17 protein-coding genes, 1 tRNA gene, 1 rRNA gene, 1 other RNA gene and 1 other annotated feature are annotated in these 18,408 nt (G+C 34.9%); of the genes, 7 read left to right on the forward strand and 13 right to left on the reverse strand.

Going from position 1 to position 18,408, the window contains the following annotated elements:
- Positions 1-113 precede the first annotated feature (113 nt).
- The 6 genes from AB1282_RS05795 to tadA all read right to left on the reverse strand — a co-directional run bounded on the left by AB1282_RS05795 (position 114) and on the right by tadA (position 3,950).
- Positions 114-341 carry a YaaL family protein gene (locus AB1282_RS05795; protein ID WP_056471200.1) on the reverse strand — a complete coding sequence of 76 codons (228 nt, stop codon included), beginning with the start codon at positions 339-341 and terminating at the stop codon, positions 114-116.
- Positions 342-364: 23 nt separating this feature from the next.
- Positions 365-961, reverse strand: coding sequence for a recombination mediator RecR (recR, locus tag AB1282_RS05800; protein WP_056471203.1), 597 nt, complete (start codon positions 959-961; stop codon positions 365-367).
- A 12-nt stretch (positions 962-973) separates the two neighbouring features.
- Positions 974-1,300 (reverse strand): YbaB/EbfC family nucleoid-associated protein, encoded by a 327-nt coding sequence (locus AB1282_RS05805; RefSeq protein ID WP_056471206.1) that lies wholly within the window; start codon positions 1,298-1,300, stop codon positions 974-976.
- 20 nt (positions 1,301-1,320) lie between these two features.
- Entirely contained in the window at positions 1,321-3,006 is a 1,686-nt protein-coding gene (dnaX, locus tag AB1282_RS05810) for a DNA polymerase III subunit gamma/tau (protein ID WP_390313316.1), read from the reverse strand.
- 121 nt (positions 3,007-3,127) lie between these two features.
- An RNA gene (gene ffs / locus AB1282_RS05815) (signal recognition particle sRNA large type) lies at positions 3,128-3,392 on the reverse strand.
- A gap of 84 nt (positions 3,393-3,476) precedes the next feature.
- Positions 3,477-3,950 (reverse strand): tRNA adenosine(34) deaminase TadA, encoded by a 474-nt coding sequence (tadA, locus tag AB1282_RS05820; protein ID WP_056471213.1) that lies wholly within the window; start codon positions 3,948-3,950, stop codon positions 3,477-3,479.
- Between the two features lie 82 nt (positions 3,951-4,032).
- On the opposite strand from tadA, the gene AB1282_RS05825 reads away from it, so the two are divergent.
- From AB1282_RS05825 to AB1282_RS05835, 3 genes are all read left to right on the forward strand, one after another.
- Entirely contained in the window at positions 4,033-4,626 is a 594-nt protein-coding gene (locus AB1282_RS05825; RefSeq protein WP_056471216.1) for an isochorismatase family cysteine hydrolase, read from the forward strand.
- Between the two features lie 106 nt (positions 4,627-4,732).
- Positions 4,733-5,374 (forward strand): deoxynucleoside kinase, encoded by a 642-nt coding sequence (locus AB1282_RS05830; RefSeq protein WP_056471218.1) that lies wholly within the window; start codon positions 4,733-4,735, stop codon positions 5,372-5,374.
- Entirely contained in the window at positions 5,371-6,045 is a 675-nt protein-coding gene (locus AB1282_RS05835) for a deoxynucleoside kinase (RefSeq protein WP_056471221.1), read from the forward strand. Before AB1282_RS05830 ends, AB1282_RS05835 begins: the two co-directional genes overlap by 4 nt.
- A gap of 159 nt (positions 6,046-6,204) precedes the next feature.
- On the opposite strand, the gene AB1282_RS05840 is transcribed toward AB1282_RS05835, so the two are convergent.
- Positions 6,205-6,297, reverse strand: a tRNA-Ser gene (locus tag AB1282_RS05840).
- A 232-nt stretch (positions 6,298-6,529) separates the two neighbouring features.
- Between AB1282_RS05840 and AB1282_RS05845 the strand changes: the two genes are divergently transcribed.
- The 3 genes from AB1282_RS05845 to cstA all read left to right on the forward strand — a co-directional run bounded on the left by AB1282_RS05845 (position 6,530) and on the right by cstA (position 10,946).
- Positions 6,530-8,281 carry a LytS/YhcK type 5TM receptor domain-containing protein gene (locus AB1282_RS05845; RefSeq protein ID WP_390313312.1) on the forward strand — a complete coding sequence of 584 codons (1,752 nt, stop codon included), beginning with the start codon at positions 6,530-6,532 and terminating at the stop codon, positions 8,279-8,281.
- Between the two features lie 3 nt (positions 8,282-8,284).
- The gene (locus AB1282_RS05850; RefSeq protein ID WP_429898689.1) at positions 8,285-9,019 is read left to right on the forward strand and encodes a LytR/AlgR family response regulator transcription factor; all 735 of its coding nucleotides are present in this window, start codon (positions 8,285-8,287) and stop codon (positions 9,017-9,019) included.
- A 133-nt stretch (positions 9,020-9,152) separates the two neighbouring features.
- Positions 9,153-10,946, forward strand: a complete 1,794-nt coding sequence (gene cstA, locus AB1282_RS05855) for a carbon starvation protein CstA (RefSeq protein ID WP_429898690.1) — start codon at positions 9,153-9,155, stop codon at positions 10,944-10,946.
- Positions 10,947-10,999: 53 nt separating this feature from the next.
- On the opposite strand, the gene serS is transcribed toward cstA, so the two are convergent.
- The 5 genes from serS to guaB all read right to left on the reverse strand — a co-directional run bounded on the left by serS (position 11,000) and on the right by guaB (position 17,139).
- The gene (gene serS / locus AB1282_RS05860) at positions 11,000-12,274 is read right to left on the reverse strand and encodes a serine--tRNA ligase (RefSeq protein ID WP_429898691.1); all 1,275 of its coding nucleotides are present in this window, start codon (positions 12,272-12,274) and stop codon (positions 11,000-11,002) included.
- Between the two features lie 66 nt (positions 12,275-12,340).
- Positions 12,341-12,565: a binding site (T-box leader), on the reverse strand.
- Between the two features lie 51 nt (positions 12,566-12,616).
- Positions 12,617-13,204: a pyridoxal 5'-phosphate synthase glutaminase subunit PdxT gene (gene pdxT, locus AB1282_RS05865; RefSeq protein ID WP_429898692.1), complete on the reverse strand. Its 588-nt coding sequence runs from the start codon at positions 13,202-13,204 to the stop codon at positions 12,617-12,619.
- A 12-nt stretch (positions 13,205-13,216) separates the two neighbouring features.
- Positions 13,217-14,101 (reverse strand): pyridoxal 5'-phosphate synthase lyase subunit PdxS, encoded by an 885-nt coding sequence (pdxS, locus tag AB1282_RS05870; RefSeq protein ID WP_056471238.1) that lies wholly within the window; start codon positions 14,099-14,101, stop codon positions 13,217-13,219.
- Positions 14,102-14,234: 133 nt separating this feature from the next.
- Positions 14,235-15,584 carry a serine hydrolase gene (locus AB1282_RS05875; protein WP_056471241.1) on the reverse strand — a complete coding sequence of 450 codons (1,350 nt, stop codon included), beginning with the start codon at positions 15,582-15,584 and terminating at the stop codon, positions 14,235-14,237.
- 91 nt (positions 15,585-15,675) lie between these two features.
- Positions 15,676-17,139: an IMP dehydrogenase gene (guaB, locus tag AB1282_RS05880; RefSeq protein ID WP_056471244.1), complete on the reverse strand. Its 1,464-nt coding sequence runs from the start codon at positions 17,137-17,139 to the stop codon at positions 15,676-15,678.
- A gap of 115 nt (positions 17,140-17,254) precedes the next feature.
- Here guaB and AB1282_RS05885 point away from each other — a divergent pair, with 115 nt between their 5' ends.
- Positions 17,255-18,214, forward strand: coding sequence for a YaaC family protein (locus AB1282_RS05885; RefSeq protein WP_056471247.1), 960 nt, complete (start codon positions 17,255-17,257; stop codon positions 18,212-18,214).
- A 41-nt stretch (positions 18,215-18,255) separates the two neighbouring features.
- On the opposite strand, the gene rrf is transcribed toward AB1282_RS05885, so the two are convergent.
- Positions 18,256-18,371: ribosomal RNA gene (rrf, locus tag AB1282_RS05890) — 5S ribosomal RNA — on the reverse strand.
- Positions 18,372-18,408 lie beyond the last annotated feature (37 nt).

Below are 18,408 nucleotides of genomic sequence, written 5' to 3' on the forward strand. Positions count from 1 at the left end.
CCCCTCATATAACTTGTACACCTTTTACTAAGATTGTATGAGAAAAGGAACTAATCAATGACAAAAAATATTAATAAAAAAGAGTTTATTGCCTAAACAATAAACTCTTTTACCTATTTCATCTTTGTTATCAAAACATTTCTTGCCTTTGCTTCTTTTAATAAGAAGAAATATTTAGCTTGATAAAGCTTAACATGGATTAACAAGTCATCAGGTGGATCCACACTTCTTTCCATTAACTCTACCTGACTTAAGTAAATATCTTTGTAATCATGTAGTCTATCAACTAACTTTTCATCAAATTCTTTACGAATCTTTCCTTTTTTTCGAAAAAAACCCATGGTCTCTCTCCATTAATCAGTTTCTAAAGTTCTCTTCTACCTTCCAGAGCTTTTGAAAGTGTAACTTCATCTGCATATTCTAAGTCTCCGCCTACTGGTAGACCATGTGCGATTCGAGTAATTTTTATACCCGTAGATTTTAATAGCCTAGAAATATACATAGCAGTTGCTTCACCCTCAATATTTGGATTGGTAGCTAAAATAATTTCTTGAACTACATCATCTTTTAATCTGCTCAATAATTCCATTATTTTAATGTCTTCCGGTCCAACTCCCTCCATAGGAGAAATTGCACCATGAAGTACATGATATAAACCTTGATATTCTCTCATTTTTTCCATAGCAATTACATCTTTTGTATCTTGAACTACACATATCGTAGATCGGTCTCGATGTTGATCACTACAAATATAACAAGGGTCTTGGTCAGTTATATGGCCACATTCTGAACAGTAAAGTAGTTTTCTTTTTGCATCTATCATTGATTTTGCAAAGTCTAACACGTCATCTTGCTTCATATCTAACATAAAAAATGCCAGTCGAACGGCCGTCTTGGGACCAATCCCTGGCAATTTCATAAAACTATCTATTAATTTGGATATCGGCTCAGGGTAATGCATTTGTCTTAACCTCTAAAATAATCCTGGAATATTCATTCCTTTAGTAAACTGCCCCATTGTTTTAGCTGTTGCATCTTCAATTTGTTTAATTGCATCATTAGTTGCAGTTAAAACTAAATCTTGTAACATCTCAATATCTTCTGGATCTACTACATCTTCTTTAATAGTAACTTCAACAATTTGTTTTAATCCATTAGCTGTAACAGTTACCATTCCACCGCCAGCATTGCCAACAAATGTACGTTCGTTTAATTCATTTTGTGCTTGTTCCATTTGTTTTTGCATTTTTTGCATTTGTTTCATCATATTATTCATATTGCCCATTCCGCCACGCATCATTTTCATTTCCTCCAATATAGTTATTCTTTAATAATGACTAAATCTTCGCCAACAAGATTGATTGCTTCTTGTACGATTGGTGAAACTTCTGTTGAAGTCTCTTTTTGTTTTGTTGTATTTAAAAATGAATCCCTAGTCGATCTCCAATCTTCTTCGGGAATTGCTAACATACTCATTTCTGCACCTAATAAATTAGATAATGTTTGATTAATTGTTGTTAAGTGCTCTTGTTCTCCGTTATTATTGATTAAATCACAAATTGTCTCTGATTTAAAAGCAACAATACACTGCTCAGAAGAAGCTGCTACAACTTCACCATATGATACTAATGTCGCAGTAGAAACTTTATTTTGTTGCCTTAATTGATCTTGAAGTGATGTCCAAACTGCTATAACCTTATTTTTTTCTGGTTTAGAAGCAGCTCTTAGTACACCTTGAATTAAACTATTTGGTATTTTCGAACGAGATGTAGACGATTTCGGTTTTGGACTAGTAGAAGAATCATTCGTTCCACTTACTGTAATACCATTTTCCTTTAAAAATTTTACTTCTTTTTCAAGAGCATTAATTTTATTTATTAATGGTGTCAGCTCGTCCTGTTTTTTTCCGATACCGCTCACAGAAGCTTTTTGACAAAGTTGTACAATTGCCACCTCAAGCAAAACTCTCGGATGATTAGTCCATTTCATTTCTTGCTGACTTTTACTTAATGAAGCAATAATTTGATAAACTAACTCATCATTGTATGAATCGCAAAGCTCTTTAAACTGATCACTAATTGTTGCTCTCTCAAGTAATTCAATCGTACTTGGTGAGTGCCTATATAATAGAATATCTCGATAATAAACTGTTAAATCTTCTATAAATCGAACTGGATCTTTACCTTGGTTTAATAGTTCTTCAATATTAGTCAAACAAACTGACACATTACCATCTATTATTGCTGAAACAACAGATATTAAACGTTCTTGAGCCACTGTGCCTGTTACCGCTAAAACATCATCTAATGAAATTGATTCATCGCTATATGATATAGCTTGATCCAGAATGCTCAACGCATCCCTCATTCCACCTTCAGCTGCACGAGATAACATCATCAAAGCTTCTGGTTCAATTGTTGTTTGCTGATGATTTAGTACAACTGTCAATCGATCTGAAATCGTTTGAGCACTTATCTTATGAAAATCAAATCGTTGACATCTTGATAGAATCGTCAAAGGTATTTTATGTGGTTCAGTGGTAGCTAATATAAAGATAACGTGACTTGGAGGCTCCTCTAATGTTTTTAATAATGCATTAAAAGCCCCTATTGATAACATATGGACCTCATCTATTATGTACACTTTGAATTTGCCTACAGAAGGAGCATATTTTACTTTTTCCCGTATATCACGTATTTCATCTACACCATTGTTTGATGCAGCATCAATCTCAATTACATCTGAAATTGATCCATCAGTAATTCCTTTACAAATGGCACACTCATTACAAGGTTCATTAGTAGGTGCATGTTCACAATTTAAAGCTTTTGCAAAGATTTTTGCTGTACTCGTTTTACCTGTTCCACGCGGACCCGTAAACAAATATGCATGTGATACTTTTTGCTGAAGAAGGGAGTTTTGTAACGTTCGTATAATGTGATCTTGACCAACTACATCTTTAAATTGCTGCGGTCTCCACAAACGATATAATGCTTGATAAGTCAATTGGTTTCCTCCTTCTTACAAAGTCATCATTATTATACCCTATGTAATGATTTCATGGAAAATATTTTAAAGAAAACAAAAAAACTCACCCAAAATTGAGTGAGTTTTTATAAAGTTACTGCCGTGCACCACTCGTCGATGCACTACCCCAGGCGTTACTTAAACAGTTAGCTCGGCCCAGGCACCCCTACGGCACACGAGATGGCTCACTTATTGCTGCTTCCTTCCGGACCTGACAAGGTTCATGAGTTCTCGTTGCGTAGGACCCAGACGTCAACACCACTTATTTAAGGCAGACCCTGAAATAGATACACCTCGGAGTGGAATTCAGTCTCGCTAGAGCGGATTGCGAGTACAGGGCACCGCTACCTCCCCACCTAGCACGGCAAAGTTACAACCTAATTTTAAACCGCTGATTGAAGCGGTAGTTAAAGTATATACGAACCTAAATAAAAAATCAATCCTTGTCCTTATGAAGGTAAATTTTTCTTTCTAGATCGCAACTCTCTAAAGAAGTTCGTTAATAAGTTACCACATTCTTCTTCTAATATACCCGAAGTTACTTCACAGCGATGGTTAAATCGATCTTCTTGCAAGAGATTATATATTGATCCTCCACAACCTGCCTTCGGATCTTTTGCACCGAAAACAACTCTTGGAATTCTTGATTGAATTATTGCACCAGCACACATCGGACAAGGTTCGAGCGTTACATAAAGAGTTGTTTCCTCTAATCGCCAAGAATCAATAACCTTACACGCATCTTCTATTGTACTCATTTCTGCGTGACCTAAAGCTGTTTGTTTTGTTTCACGTAAATTATACCCTCTTGCAATGACTTGATCGTTGTAAACCAACACAGCTCCAATAGGTACTTCCCCTATTTCCTCTGCTTTTAGTGCTTCCTCAATTGCCAACTTCATATAAAACTCATCTTTATTCAAACTTTACACCTCTTTATTTCTTTAACAAACAAATATTCTTTTTACGAGTAGATAAACTAAACATAGATTGGAGTGAAGCCGATTGAATTCTTCAAATCAAAAAGACAAGCAGTTGCCTGCATTATTAATTGTCGATTTAATCAACTCATTTACTTTTAAACACGGAAGTGTTCTTGCGGAAAAATCAATCCATATGGTTCCGAAAATAAATTACATAAGAGACATTTTTAAAAACAAAAAACTTCCTACTATATACGTTAATGATCACTATAAAATCGAAAACCCGACTCAAAAGAAACTTATTAAGCATTGTCTAAATCCTTTAAGTTACGACTTAATAAAACAAATACAACCTAATGAGGAAGATTATTTTATCTTTAAGCCTAACTACTCAGGTTTTTACTTAACAAGTTTAGACGAATTACTTAAAAAATTAAAAATTACCCATTTGGTTATTGTAGGTGTTGCAGGAAATCGTTGTGTACTTTTTACAGCAAATGATGCATTTATGCGGGATTATAACTTAATTATACCTCAAGATGCAATTTCCTCGGTTACAGATTATGATGAGAAGGTTGCAATTTATATGATGAAAGACATTTTAAATGCAACGCTTATTCAAACTCAAGAAATAGAAGAAATGATCAATCATTTGGTGAACTCAAATAATCAGTAATTGGAAAAATTTTAAAATTGTATTCCCTCTGACTACAGTATGTTAAAATAGTTTCTGTATGTTTTTTGAGTATGATACGGAATTTGACTAGTAAGGAGGACAAGAGATGATACGTGTACCTTTTATAACAGTAGAAGGACCTATTGGTGTCGGAAAAACATCTCTATCCAAAGCGATCTCTGAACACTTTCATTATGAGCTATTAAAAGAAATTGTAGATGAAAATCCTTTTTTGGGTAAGTTTTATACGGACATTGAAGAGTGGAGTTTCCAAACAGAAATGTTTTTCCTTTGTAATCGATTTAAACAACTAGAAGATATAGACCGAATGTTTCTTAAAAAATCGATTCCAGTGGTTGCAGATTACCACATCCTTAAAAATTTAATTTTTGCTAGCAGAACATTAAAAGACAAGCAGCATGATAAATATTTAAAAATATATCAAATATTAACTGAGGATATGCCAAAGCCTAATGTGGTTATTTACTTAACGGCAAGCCTTGAGACTCTACAAAAGCGTATTCAACTTCGTGGTAGAGAATTCGAACAATTGATCGAGGATCAGTACCTACTTCAGTTAATTGAAGATTACGAGACACACATGAAAGAATTTCAAGCTAAATACCCTGAAATTCCAGTGTTAAAATTTGACGGTGATCAAATTGACTTCGTTAATAACCCAAGAGATTTAGCGATGATACTTGAATCGTTAGAAAACACCTTACAAAAGGAGCTAAGAAGTATATGAATTTACGTGAAAAATACGGAATACGAAATGATGCAGTTATTACAATTGCCGGGACAGTAGGTGTAGGAAAATCTACTATGACCAACGCACTTGCAGATGCATTAAACTTTCGTACATCATTTGAAAAAGTAGATACAAACCCATACCTAGATAAATTTTATCAAGATTTTGCTCGTTGGAGCTTCCACTTACAAATATACTTCTTAGCAGAGCGATTCAAAGAACAAAAAAGAATGTTTGAATACGGCGGTGGATTTATCCAAGATCGTTCAATCTACGAGGATACTGGCATCTTTGCGAAGATGCATTACGAAAAAGGAACGATGAGTGAAGTAGACTACGAAACATATACTAGTCTTTTTGATGCTATGGTTATGTCTCCTTACTTCCCTGCTCCTGATTTATTAATTTACTTAGAAGGTACATTCGATGAAGTTGTTGAGCGAATTAAAGAGCGTGGACGTCCTATGGAGCAACAAACTCCGATTGAATATTGGAAAGAAATGAATACACGTTACGAAAACTGGATTAATAACTTTAACGCTTGTCCTGTCCTTCGTTTAAGTATTAGCGAATATGATTTAATTAAAAATGAATCTTCTGTAGAAGAAATCGTTAAGAAGATTGGAAACGTGCTAAATCATTCACAAAAATATATGAAATCTAGATAATAGTTGTCTTCCAAATAAATAAAAGAAAAAGCTGCGAACTTTACATTGTACTGTACGCAGCTTTTTCTTTTTCGATTTATTTGATAAACAAACAAAAAACTCGTTACACGAATGTAACGAGCTGTCTAATATATATGCACTCTTTTATTTATAAAAAAATGGAGGAGTAAGAGGGATTCGAACCCCCGCGGGCTGTTACACCCCTGTCGGTTTTCAAGACCGATCCCTTCAGCCAGACTTGGGTATTACTCCGTTTTGACAAGATTTATAATACCATACAAAAAAAATGAGGTCAAGCATTCTTCTAAAAAAAATATAAATTTTTTCCGAAAACTAAAATGCCCCTTTTAACGACAGTTGTTATTGTCTTCTTATTATTAAAATATATACCTTTTATATAAGTAGAAAAAATATACAGAAAATTCATTTGTATTTATAATGGTACTACCATTTAAAAACATTAGAAATTTTTAAGGAGAAAGAAATGTTTGAATTAATACCGCTAATGCTGGAACGAGTGGGTATTCTCGTTATACTTGCCTTTTTACTTTCTAGAATGAAATCATTTAGACAAATCATTCAAAATGAACACTCCTTTGGTGCAAAAGTGATCCTAATTGTTATATTTGGTGCCTTTGGAGTAATTAGCAATTATACCGGTGTTCATATTTATCATGAGTCAATTATGTCTCAGTCATGGCACTTCAATGTAGCAAGTAATAATGCAATTGCAAATACACGAATTATGGGAGTAGCCATTGGCGGTTTAATCGGCGGTCCGATTGTTGGCTTAGGAGTCGGATTAATAGCAGGCTTACACCGTCTAACTTTAGGTGGATTTACTGCATATGCATGTGCCATTTCGACAATCGTTGCGGGAGTTGTAACAGGACTACTTAGAAAAAGATTCGGGATACAGAAAAACAAATCCCTTTGGAGTGTCGTTTCAATTGGTATTATTATGGAATGTGTTCAAATGGGGATTATTCTTTTAATCGCAAAACCATTTTGGGCCGCTCTTCATCTTGTCGAAGTAATTGCTCTACCAATGATTCTAATAAATGGATTTGGTACGCTTATCTTTATATTAATCATCCAAAATATTTTACAGGAAGAAGAAAAAACGCGAGCGCTTCAAACAAACAAAGCCTTCTATATTGCAGAGCAAACTTTACCGTTTTTTAGACAGGGACTAACCCCTCATTCATGTAACGAAGCGGCAAAAATCATTTTTAAATTAACCAAGGCAGATGCAATTTCGATTACTGATCACAAAAGCGTACTTGCTCATGTAGGTGCAGGTTCAGATCACCATGAACCAATGAATAGCTTAGCAACAAAACTAACTAGAAAGGCTTTAAAAGAGGGAAAAATTATTATTGCTACTTCAAAAGATGAAATTCAGTGCTTCCACATGGATTGCCCTTTAAGTGCGGCTATCGTGCTGCCGTTAAAAGCTTTAAATAAAACAGTTGGGTCTTTAAAGCTATATTACACGGATTCCAACAAGTTGGGAAAAGTTGAAAAAGAACTAGCCGACGGATTATCTAAACTTTTTTCTACCCAATTGGAATTAGCAGAAGCTGAACTGCAGCGGAAATTAATGAAAGATGCGGAAATAAAAGCATTACAAGCACAAATGCATCCCCACTTCCTGTTCAACTCTTTAAATACAATTTCAAGTTTAATTAGAACAGATGCTGATCAAGCTAGAAAATTACTAATCCATTTAAGTACTTTTTTTCGAAATAATTTACAAGGGGCAAGGCAGACCTTAGTCACTTTAGAAAAGGAATTAGAACATGTAGAAGCATATTTAACCATTGAACAAACTAGGTTTCCTACTAAATTCCTTGTTGAGTTCCAAATAGAACCTCATTTAAAAACGGTTCAAATCCCCCCTTTTACACTTCAACCACTTATAGAGAACTCGATTCGACATGCTTTTTCAAAGGAAAAAAAATTAAAGGTAACTGTGCAAGCATATGAGTTCAATAATGATATGATTCTCATTACTGAAGATAATGGCAAGGGGATTTCGCCAGAGCTACTAAATACAATTGGGAATGAAACAATACAGTCTAAAGAAGGAACTGGAACAGCCTTATGGAATATAAAAAAACGAATTGAAGAAATTTACGGGGAAAAAGATTATTTTCAAATAAAATCTGACCTCAACTCGGGAACGAAAGTATCGATAAGGATCCCATTAATGCAAGAAGTAATGGAGGGATAACTCATGTTAAAGGCACTAATTGTAGATGATGAACCATTGGCAAGAGACGAACTAGCTTATTTACTAAAAAGAAGCAAGGAAGTCGAAATAGTTGGTGAAACGGACTCAATTAGAAGTACATTGGAACTCTTACAAATACAAGAAGTCGACGTTGTATTTTTAGATATCCAGCTAGCTGATGAAAGTGGATTAGAATTAGCTCAAAAACTGCAGGACCTTACCCATCAACCAGCAATCGTCTTTGCAACAGCTTTTGACGAGTACGCTTTAAATGCTTTCGATTTACACGCGATTGATTATATTTTAAAACCATTTGATGAAATAAGAATTCAGAAGACTATTGAAAAACTAGCAAAGCTAAGTATGAAACCTATTAAAACTGAAGTAAAAAAGAATCCTCCACTTTTAAAACAAGATAAATTGGCTATTTCGGTTGATGAGAGAATTCTTTTAATAACGTTCGAAGAGATCATCTATATTTTTACACAAGAAGGTAAAACAAGTGTCGTTACTGATAAGATGACATATCGATTGAATGAACCTTTGATCAATTTAGAACGAAAGCTACAAAATACATCATTTACCCGAGTCCATCGGAGCTATATTGTCAATTTGGATAAAATCATTGAAATTCAGCCTTGGTTTAATTCCACATATAATTTAATTATGTATGATGGCGAAAAAGTACCTGTTAGTCGAACGTACACAAAGGAGCTTAAACAACTTTTTAATTTATAAGCTTGTATTTCAATAATCCATCCATGCTTCTCAACCTGTTTTTATTGCAGTTTACGCTGAAAATCCAAAATTTTAGTTTTCATAAAGTAAAATTAGTGTAAATAAAAGAAACTTAGGAGGATTATTAAATAAAATGAATGCGGTTACAATTGTTATTGCTTCTATGTGTATTTTGATGATTGCATATCGTCTATACGGAACATTTATGGCTGTGAAGGTACTTAAGTTAAATGATTCTATACCTACTCCAGCTCATGAGTTAAATGATGGTAAGGACTATGTCCCTACTAACAAATGGGTAACATTTGGTCATCATTTTGCTGCAATCGCAGCAGCTGGCCCTCTAGTAGGTCCAATTTTGGCCGCTCAATTCGGTTACCTTCCAGGTCTGTTATGGCTTTTAATTGGTGCTGTAATTGGTGGAGCAGTACATGATGCAGTCGTTTTATATGCTTCAATGAGAAAGAAAGGAAAGTCGCTATCAGAAGTAGCAAAAGAGGAACTTGGACCAGTTGCAGGCTTCTGCACGGGACTAGCTATGCTATTTATTATTACAATTACAATGGCCGGACTTTCAATGGTTGTTCTTCATGCGCTTGAAAATAATCCATGGGGGACATTTGCAGTTGGAATCACTATACCAATTGCAATGGGTGTAGGACTACTATATAAAAAAACTGGCAATTTAAAATTGGCTTCAACGATTGGATTTATTTTGTTAATGGTTGGAGTTTTTATGGGACCGACAATTCAAGAAACTGCTATAGGTGATTTTTTAACTTTTGATACACAGACATTAGCTATTATACTACCGATCTATGCTTTTTTTGCTGCTGCTTTGCCAGTATGGCTTTTACTAGCACCTCGTGATTATCTAAGTAGCTTCATGAAAATCGGTGTATTCATTGCACTCATCATTGGGGTATTTATTATTAACCCATCCATACAGTTTCCGACTGTAACAAAATTTGTTAACGGCGGGGGGCCGATTTTAGCTGGCCCAGTTTGGCCATTTATTTCAATTACGATAGCATGTGGAGCAATCTCAGGATTCCATGCATTTGTGGGCTCTGGTACAACTCCAAAAATGCTTGATCGATGGAGCGATATAAAGGTCGTAGGATTTGGCGCAATGTTAGTTGAATGTTTAGTAGGTATCATGGCATTAATCGCTGCTACTGCACTTCAACCGGCAGACTACTTTGCAATTAACTCTACTCCAGAAGTTTTTAAAACTTTAGGAATGAATGTTGTCCACTTACCGGAACTTAGTAAAGAAATTGGATTAAGTCTAGAAGGACGTACTGGTGGAGCTGTTACATTGGCGGTTGGAATGACGTACATATTTACTTCGATCCCTTGGTTTAGTCACCTAGCATCTTATTTCTTCCAGTTTGTTGTTATGTTCGAAGCCGTATTTATTTTAACAGCAATCGATGCTGGAACTCGAGTAGCACGATATTTAATTCAAGACTTCTTTGGTGAATATTATAAACCATTGAAGAAAACTGATTGGATACCAGGTTCAATTTTTGCAAGTGCGCTAGCATGCTTTATGTGGGGTTACCTCTTATTTTCAGGGGATATTGGATCAATTTGGGCATTATTTGGAGTATCTAATCAATTAATGGCTTCTATTGGGTTAATCATTGGTGCAACAGTACTATTAAAGATAGCTGATAAACGTTGGTATATGCTTACATGTTTGATTCCTCTCGCTTATCTTTTTATTACAGTAAATTATGCAGGATACTGGATGATCAAAAATGTTTATCTTAACCATGATTCAGCCGGATATAGTATGTTAAATGGTGTCTTATCGATTATCATGTTAGTATTAGGTGTCGTGATTTTAATTTCTGCTATTAAAAAATGGATGGAATTGTGGAACACACCTAATTATAAAATGAATGTTAAAACAATCTAAATAAAAAGCAGATGTGTCTTGAGAATAATATCTCGATCCATCTGCTTTTTTACTTATTTAATTACTTCTTTTCCACCCATATATGGACGAAGAACTTCAGGAATAATAACTGAACCATCAGCTTGTTGGTAGTTTTCTAAAATTGCAGAAACCGTACGTCCAATTGCAAGACCAGAACCGTTTAATGTATGAAGAAATTCTGGTTTTCCTTTTGGATCACGTCTGAAGCGTATATTCGCTCTTCTTGCTTGGAACGCCTCAAAGTTACTACAAGAAGAAATTTCTTTATATGCATCATAGCTTGGTAACCAAACTTCAATGTCATACGTTTTTGCAGAAGAAAATCCGATATCTCCAGCACAAAGTGTAATGACACGGTATGGTAATCCTAATAATTGAAGAACTTTTTCAGCGTGAGCTGTTAATTTTTCTAACTCAATATAAGAATCTTCAGGTTTTACAAAGCGCACTAGTTCAACTTTATTAAATTGATGTTGGCGGATTAATCCTCGTGTATCACGACCAGCAGAACCTGCCTCAGAGCGGAAACACGCGCTATATGCAGTATATGCGATTGGTAATTGAGCACCATCAAGAATTTCGTCACGGTGATAGTTTGTTACAGGTACTTCTGCTGTTGGTACTAAGAAAAAGTCTTCTTTTTCGATACGGAACGCATCTTCTTCAAATTTTGGAAGTTGTCCTGTACCAATCATGCTAGCACGATTTACAAGATTAGGAGGTAGCATTTCAGTATATCCATGCTCCTCTGTATGAATATCTAACATAAAGCTGATTAGGGCACGCTCAAGTTTGGCTCCTAAACCTTTATAAAAAGTAAAACGGCTACCAGTAACTTTAGCACCACGTTCAAAATCCAGAATCTCTAAGTCAACACCTAAATCCCAGTGTGCCTTTGGTTCGAAATCAAATGTACGAACTTCACCTATTCTACGAATTTCAACATTATCTTCTTCTGTTAACCCAACTGGTACTGAATCACTAACTAAGTTAGGAATTGTAAATAGAATAGCGTCTAATTGCTCTTCTAGCGTTCTAATCTCTTCATCTAGAGCTTTAATTTTATCTCCAACTTCTCTCATTTCAACAATTAGTGCTTCAGCATCTTTTTTCTCACGCTTTAACACACTAATTTCTTGGCTAACCTCATTGCGTCGGCTCTTTAACCCTTCAACCTGAACAAGTAATTCTCTACGATTCAAATCTAAGTCTTCAAATTTCTCGATATAGCTTATGTCTCCACCACGTAATTGAAGTTTTGCTTTTACATCTTCAAAATTGCTACGTAATAATTTAATGTCTAACATTTCAATTCCTCCTATTCTTTTATTGTCTAAAGGATAAAAATGAATACAAAAAAGCCCTCATCCCATAAAAGGGACGAGAGCTACCCGCGTTGCCACCCTAATTGAAGAATTAATAAGTAATTCTTCCACCTTAGTATAGTTAACGGACTATATTACCGGAGTTACTTACTAGCTAAAAGCATTCCGTAACTCGCTCAAGAATGGATTCACAAGTCTTCATTATCGGTTTGCACCAACCACCGACTCTCTATAAATTTAGAACTTGCTACTATTTTCTTTCATCGCTTTAGACAATTTAAATTTATATAATAATTTACTATAAGCTTTTACTTTTTTCAATAGTTACATACTCAAATTTGCACTTTTTTCCTTAACCATCTCTACAAAGTAATTCATAAAACGGTAATCACTCGTTAATTCTGGATGGAAAGATGCTGCTAACATGTGATTTTGTCTAACCGCTACAATATTACCATCATGTTCTGCAATAACCTCTGCATCACCTGATACTGAACGAATAAATGGTGCTCTGATAAATACAGCTGGGTAGTCTTCACAAACACCTTTAATTGGGATGTTTACTTCAAAACTATCCACTTGTCTACCATAAGCATTACGTTCAGCTACCATATCCATAACTCCTAGATGCACCGTGTCATCATTTGCAATCTCTTTTGAAAGTAAGATCATGCCTGCACATGTACCGAATGCTGGTAAACCATTTTCGATTTTCTCTTTTAAAGGTTCTAATAACCCAACGTGATCAAGCAACTTACGCATTGCAGTGCTCTCTCCACCAGGTAATACAATACCATTAAGTCCATCTATATGTTCTACACGTTTCACGATAACAGCTTCAGCACCACATGCTTTAATTGCATTTATATGTTCTTGAACTGCACCTTGTAATGCTAATACACCTATTTTCATAAATTCACCAACTTAAATGCTACGATCTTGCATACGATCTGCTGCAGCAAGTTGTCTCATGTCGATACCTTTCATAGCAGGACCTAAGTTTTTAGAAAGGTTAGCGATTAATTCGTAATCTTGATAGTGAGTAGTAGCTTGTACAATCGCACGAGCAAATTTCTCAGGGTTTTCTGATTTAAAGATACCAGATCCTACGAATACACCGTCAGCGCCTAATTCCATCATTAAAGCTGCATCAGCAGGAGTTGCTACTCCACCAGCTGCAAAGTTAACAACAGGTAAACGACCAAGTTCTTTAATTTGAAGTAATAATTCAAATGGAGCGCCAAGGTTTTTAGCTTCAACCATTAATTCATCACGAGATAAACCAACTACTTTACGGATTTCTCCATTGATTTGGCGTAAGTGACGTACTGCTTCTACAATGTTTCCAGTACCAGGCTCACCTTTTGTACGTAGCATAGATGCGCCTTCACCAATACGACGAAGTGCTTCACCTAAGTTACGGCAACCACAAACGAATGGAACAGTGTAATCTGATTTATTAATATGGAAGATATCATCTGCTGGAGATAATACTTCACTCTCATCGATGTAATCTACTCCCATTGCTTCTAAAACACGCGCTTCAACGATATGTCCAATACGAGCTTTAGCCATTACAGGAATACTAACAGCGTTAAGAATTTCCTCAGTAATACTTGTATCAGCCATACGTGCTACTCCACCAGCTGCACGAATATCAGATGGTACCTTTTCTAATGCCATTACTGCTACTGCACCAGCAGCTTCCGCTATTTTAGCTTGCTCAGCATTTACTACGTCCATAATAACGCCGCCTTTTTGCATTTCTGCCATGCCGCGTTTTACACGTTCTGTTCCTGTTAAATTCATTGTTATGCCCCTCCATTATTAAAGCTTACTTGGTAACATTTTAGTATTTCTTATCCCCTAGTTAAAGTTACCTTACTTTTATTTTACTGAAAAAACGACAACTTAACAATTACTGATATACTTATATAGAAATTTATTTAAATAAACCACCAATTCCGCCTACGATGCTATCCCATAAATTCCCGAAAAATGATCCAATTCCTCTAAATGATAGAACTAACCAATTTGCTTTATCAACACTTTTATCAACTACTAAATCAAATGACTGATTATTAGTATTGATAAATCCTAAATCTTCATTCTTTGAAGATTTAACCACAATTTGTCCAACCTTTGTACCTTTTTTAATTGGAGCTTTAATATTGCCATTCTTATCGATTGACTTACCTGATAATTGGACAGTTGCTTTATAATTTTTAGCTTCACCGCGTTTTACAGCTAAAGTAACATCGTCTTTTGCTACTACTTTTACTTCTTTATCTTTACCTTTAACTACTTTTACTGTTTTATTACCTTTTACTGTTTGACCTTTTGATACCAATGTAACCTTTTCGAAGTTACTGAACCCGTAATCCATTAATTTAGCCGTTTCACTGAATCTAGAGTTATAAGAATTTGCCCCCATTACAACTGTAATATAACGTTGACCATCTCTTTTAGCAGTTCCAGTAAAACAGAATCCAGCTGAATCCGTTGAACCTGTTTTTAATCCATCCATACCTGGGTACTGAAATACTAATCCTGGTAACATCCAGTTCCAGTTATCCATTTTTACTGGATACTTTCCACCTTCTTGGAATGTTTTCTTTGGAATTGAAGAAGTTTGAAGTACTTCAGGATATGTTTTAATTAGATTATAAGCTAATTTTGCAACACCGTTTGCTGACATAATATTTTCATCTGTAAGGGCAGTTCCCTCTGGTTGCATACCTTGTAAGTCTTTATTTACTAAACCAGTAGCATTAACAAATTTAACGTCTCCTAGGCCAAGTTTCTTTGCTTTATCGTTCATTAATTGGACGAAGTTTTTCTCTGATCCACCAATTTTTTCTGCTAGTGCAATTGTCGCACCGTTTGCTGAATAAATAGCAGCTGCTTCATATAGTTCTTTTACTGTATATTGACCACCTAATTCAAGTGGTACGTTAGATAATCCAGTGTTTTGAGAGATTTTATGAGCATAATCAGAAACAGTTACTTTATCGTCCCAAGAGATTTTCCCAGTTTTTACTGCTTCATTAACTAGATACTCTGTCATCATTTTAGACATACTTGCAATCGGTAATGGAGCGTTTGAATTTTTTTCATATAATATTTTCCCTGAATTTGCATCAACTAAAATCGCAGCTTTAGCTTTAATGTCTAAAACGTCCTCTGCAGCAGCTGGTCGTAAATTCATTGGGATAATTATCGTTATCGCTAATGCTATTACTATCAATTTTGTTAGTATTTTCTTTCCAATCACTGTCTTACCTCCAACCATTAATTTCACTTGTTCATTTTAACACAATTATTTCCCAAAAAATAGGCAACTACAATTTCTTGTAATTGCCCTAGGTAGATTGCTTAAATTATTAAAGTGAGTAATTTGGTGCCTCTTTTGTAATATGAACGTCGTGCGGATGACTTTCACGTAATCCTGCACCTGACATACGAATAAACTGTGCGTTATCTCTTAATTCATTTAATGTAGCAGTACCACAGTAACCCATACCTGCTCTAATTCCACCGATTAATTGGTGAACTGTATCAGCTAATGGGCCTTTATATGGAACACGTCCTTCAATACCTTCAGGAACTAGTTTCTTATTACCTTCTTGGAAATAACGATCTTTACTTCCTCTTTCCATTGCTCCAACAGAACCCATACCACGATAAACTTTAAATTGTCTACCTTGGAAGATTTCTGTTTCACCAGGACTTTCTTGTACACCAGCAAACATGCTTCCTAACATAACTACATGCCCACCAGCTGCAAGAGCTTTAACGATATCTCCTGAGTACTTAATACCACCATCGGCAATAATAGGAACTCCGTACTCTCTAGCAACAGAAGCACAGTCATAAACTGCAGTTAGTTGAGGAACACCTACACCAGCAACAACTCGAGTAGTACAGATCGAACCTGGTCCAATACCAACTTTTACGATATCTGCTCCAGCTTCAATAAGTTCTTTAGTTGCTTCACCTGTAGCAACGTTACCAGCGATTATTGCTAGTTCTGGGAATCTACTTCTAATTTCTTTTACTTTTTCAATAACGCCTTTAGAGTGACCATGTGCTGTATCAATTACAATTACATCGACGTTAGCTTTCACTAAAAACTCTACTCTTTGAAGTGCATCTTTTGTTACTCCTACAGCTGCACCTACAAGTAATCGTCCTTGTTGATCTTTCGCTGAGTTTGGAAATTCAATTACTTTTTCAATATCCTTAATTGTAATTAGGCCCTTTAAAGTACCGTCTTCATTAACTAGGGGTAGCTTTTCAATTTTATGTTTTTGAAGAATTTTTTCTGCTTCTGCAAGTGTAGTACCAACAGGAGCAGTTACTAGATTTTCTTTTGTCATAACATCTGAAATAACAATTGAATAATCTTGTATAAAACGTAAGTCACGATTTGTTAAAATACCTACTAATTTTCTATTCTCTGTATCGTTTACGATCGGAACACCTGAAATACGATATTTACCCATTAAATATTCAGCGTCTGCAACTTTATGAGATGGTGTTAAGAAAAATGGATCATCAATTACACCACTTTCAGAACGCTTTACTTTGTCTACCTGTTCAGCTTGATCTTCAATTGACATATTTTTGTGGATGATACCTAATCCACCTTGTCTAGCCATTGCAATAGCCATATCTGCTTCTGTAACTGTATCCATTCCTGCGCTGATTAATGGAATATTTAATTGAATTTTCTCAGTTAATCTCACACTTACATCAACTTGGTTTGGAAGTACTTCAGATTTCGCTGGAACTAGTAATACATCATCAAAAGTAAGTCCTTCTTTTACGAATTTTGATTCCCACATAAAAAAGCCCCCCTATACACGTATAAATATTATTAGTAGATTAACAATAGGATAAAACACTGTCAAGGAAGTCAAATTATGTTTAAATATTCAGTTAATAAGGAGTTCCTCTCTTATGTTATATTCGAATAGTAATGTATGGGATGAGCTATGTTATTTTAGCTCTGCACAGTATTCAAAAAACTATCTTCAAACAAAATATGAACGAACTAATTCCAAAGAACAAAAAACAAAGGCTTTCCGTAATGCTTATCCATTTTTATATTATATTGAGCACGGGAAAAGTTATTTTCATGCAGCTCAAAATTCTCAAATTAATGTAAAACCTACATTACTGTTTTATGGGCTTGTACAATTATTAAAGGCTTGCATCCTCACCGTAGATCCTGATTATCCGAGTACCACTTCAATTCTGGCTCATGGTGTTACCTCAAGAAAAATAAAAAAAGTAGGATACTCTTTTGTTGATGACGAAGTTAAAATCCAAAAAAATGGATTATTTACACATGCTTCTAAAGTATTATTTAAACTTAATAATTTAGAAAGTGAAAAGTTTACAATGCTCCAGCTTTTACAATCAATACCAGAATTAGGAAAAATCCTTAAAATTACCAAAAAAGGAAACTTATTTCTTCCAATTACTGTTGATAATGATGTAATCACTATACCTGAACAAATTTTGTCATCCTATCATTTTACTTCAGAACGTTTTATTTCATTTCTTCAATCAAAGCAAGCTTCAATAGATATTGTAATTGTTGAACAGAATCAAAAGCAAATTAAAATTAAATCAAATTTTCCTGATAAAACTTTAAGTAAAGCGCCATTTTATTTTAATATATTAAATCAAAGTTATTTTTTAAAGTCACAAAAGGAAGCGCTTTTATTATTACCCGAAATTCTTTACCACTATCTACTTTTATATAATTTGAGTATGATTTGTCGCTACGAAACTGACTGGTGGTGTGAACTTTTACAGACCTATTCTACTGATGATTATCCTTTAATACACCAATTTTTAACAACAACAGAACAAAAAATTCCTTATTTAATTCATCGTTTTTTAACTACATAATAAACCAAAAAACATCAGCCTAATAGCTGATGTTTTTAGTTACCAGGCGACGTTCTACTCTCACAGGGGGAAACCCCCAACTACCATCGACGCAAAAGAGCTTAACTGCCGTGTTCGGTATGGGAACGGGTGTGACCTCTTTGCCATAATCACCTGATTTATAGAGATGTACTTCGTACCCTCAAAACTAGATA

The organism is Gottfriedia sp. S16(2024), from assembly GCF_050473765.1.
Taxonomy (GTDB): domain Bacteria; phylum Bacillota; class Bacilli; order Bacillales; family Bacillaceae_G; genus Gottfriedia.

Coding starts and splice junctions, on each gene's coding strand:
- AB1282_RS05830 (WP_056471218.1), top strand. CDS start 4,733: ATGATACGTGTACCTTTTATAACAGTAGAAGGACCTATTGGTGTCGGA.
- AB1282_RS05850 (WP_429898689.1), top strand. CDS start 8,285: ATGTTAAAGGCACTAATTGTAGATGATGAACCATTGGCAAGAGACGAA.
- cstA (WP_429898690.1), top strand. CDS start 9,153: ATGAATGCGGTTACAATTGTTATTGCTTCTATGTGTATTTTGATGATT.
- AB1282_RS05885 (WP_056471247.1), top strand. CDS start 17,255: ATGTTATATTCGAATAGTAATGTATGGGATGAGCTATGTTATTTTAGC.
- serS (WP_429898691.1), bottom strand. CDS start 12,274: ATGTTAGACATTAAATTATTACGTAGCAATTTTGAAGATGTAAAAGCA.
- AB1282_RS05845 (WP_390313312.1), top strand. CDS start 6,530: ATGTTTGAATTAATACCGCTAATGCTGGAACGAGTGGGTATTCTCGTT.
- AB1282_RS05875 (WP_056471241.1), bottom strand. CDS start 15,584: ATGGTTGGAGGTAAGACAGTGATTGGAAAGAAAATACTAACAAAATTG.
- AB1282_RS05795 (WP_056471200.1), bottom strand. CDS start 341: ATGGGTTTTTTTCGAAAAAAAGGAAAGATTCGTAAAGAATTTGATGAA.
- pdxS (WP_056471238.1), bottom strand. CDS start 14,101: ATGAATTTAACAGGAACAGAACGTGTAAAACGCGGCATGGCAGAAATG.
- guaB (WP_056471244.1), bottom strand. CDS start 17,139: ATGTGGGAATCAAAATTCGTAAAAGAAGGACTTACTTTTGATGATGTA.
- AB1282_RS05835 (WP_056471221.1), top strand. CDS start 5,371: ATGAATTTACGTGAAAAATACGGAATACGAAATGATGCAGTTATTACA.
- pdxT (WP_429898692.1), bottom strand. CDS start 13,204: ATGAAAATAGGTGTATTAGCATTACAAGGTGCAGTTCAAGAACATATA.
- AB1282_RS05805 (WP_056471206.1), bottom strand. CDS start 1,300: ATGATGCGTGGCGGAATGGGCAATATGAATAATATGATGAAACAAATG.
- recR (WP_056471203.1), bottom strand. CDS start 961: ATGCATTACCCTGAGCCGATATCCAAATTAATAGATAGTTTTATGAAA.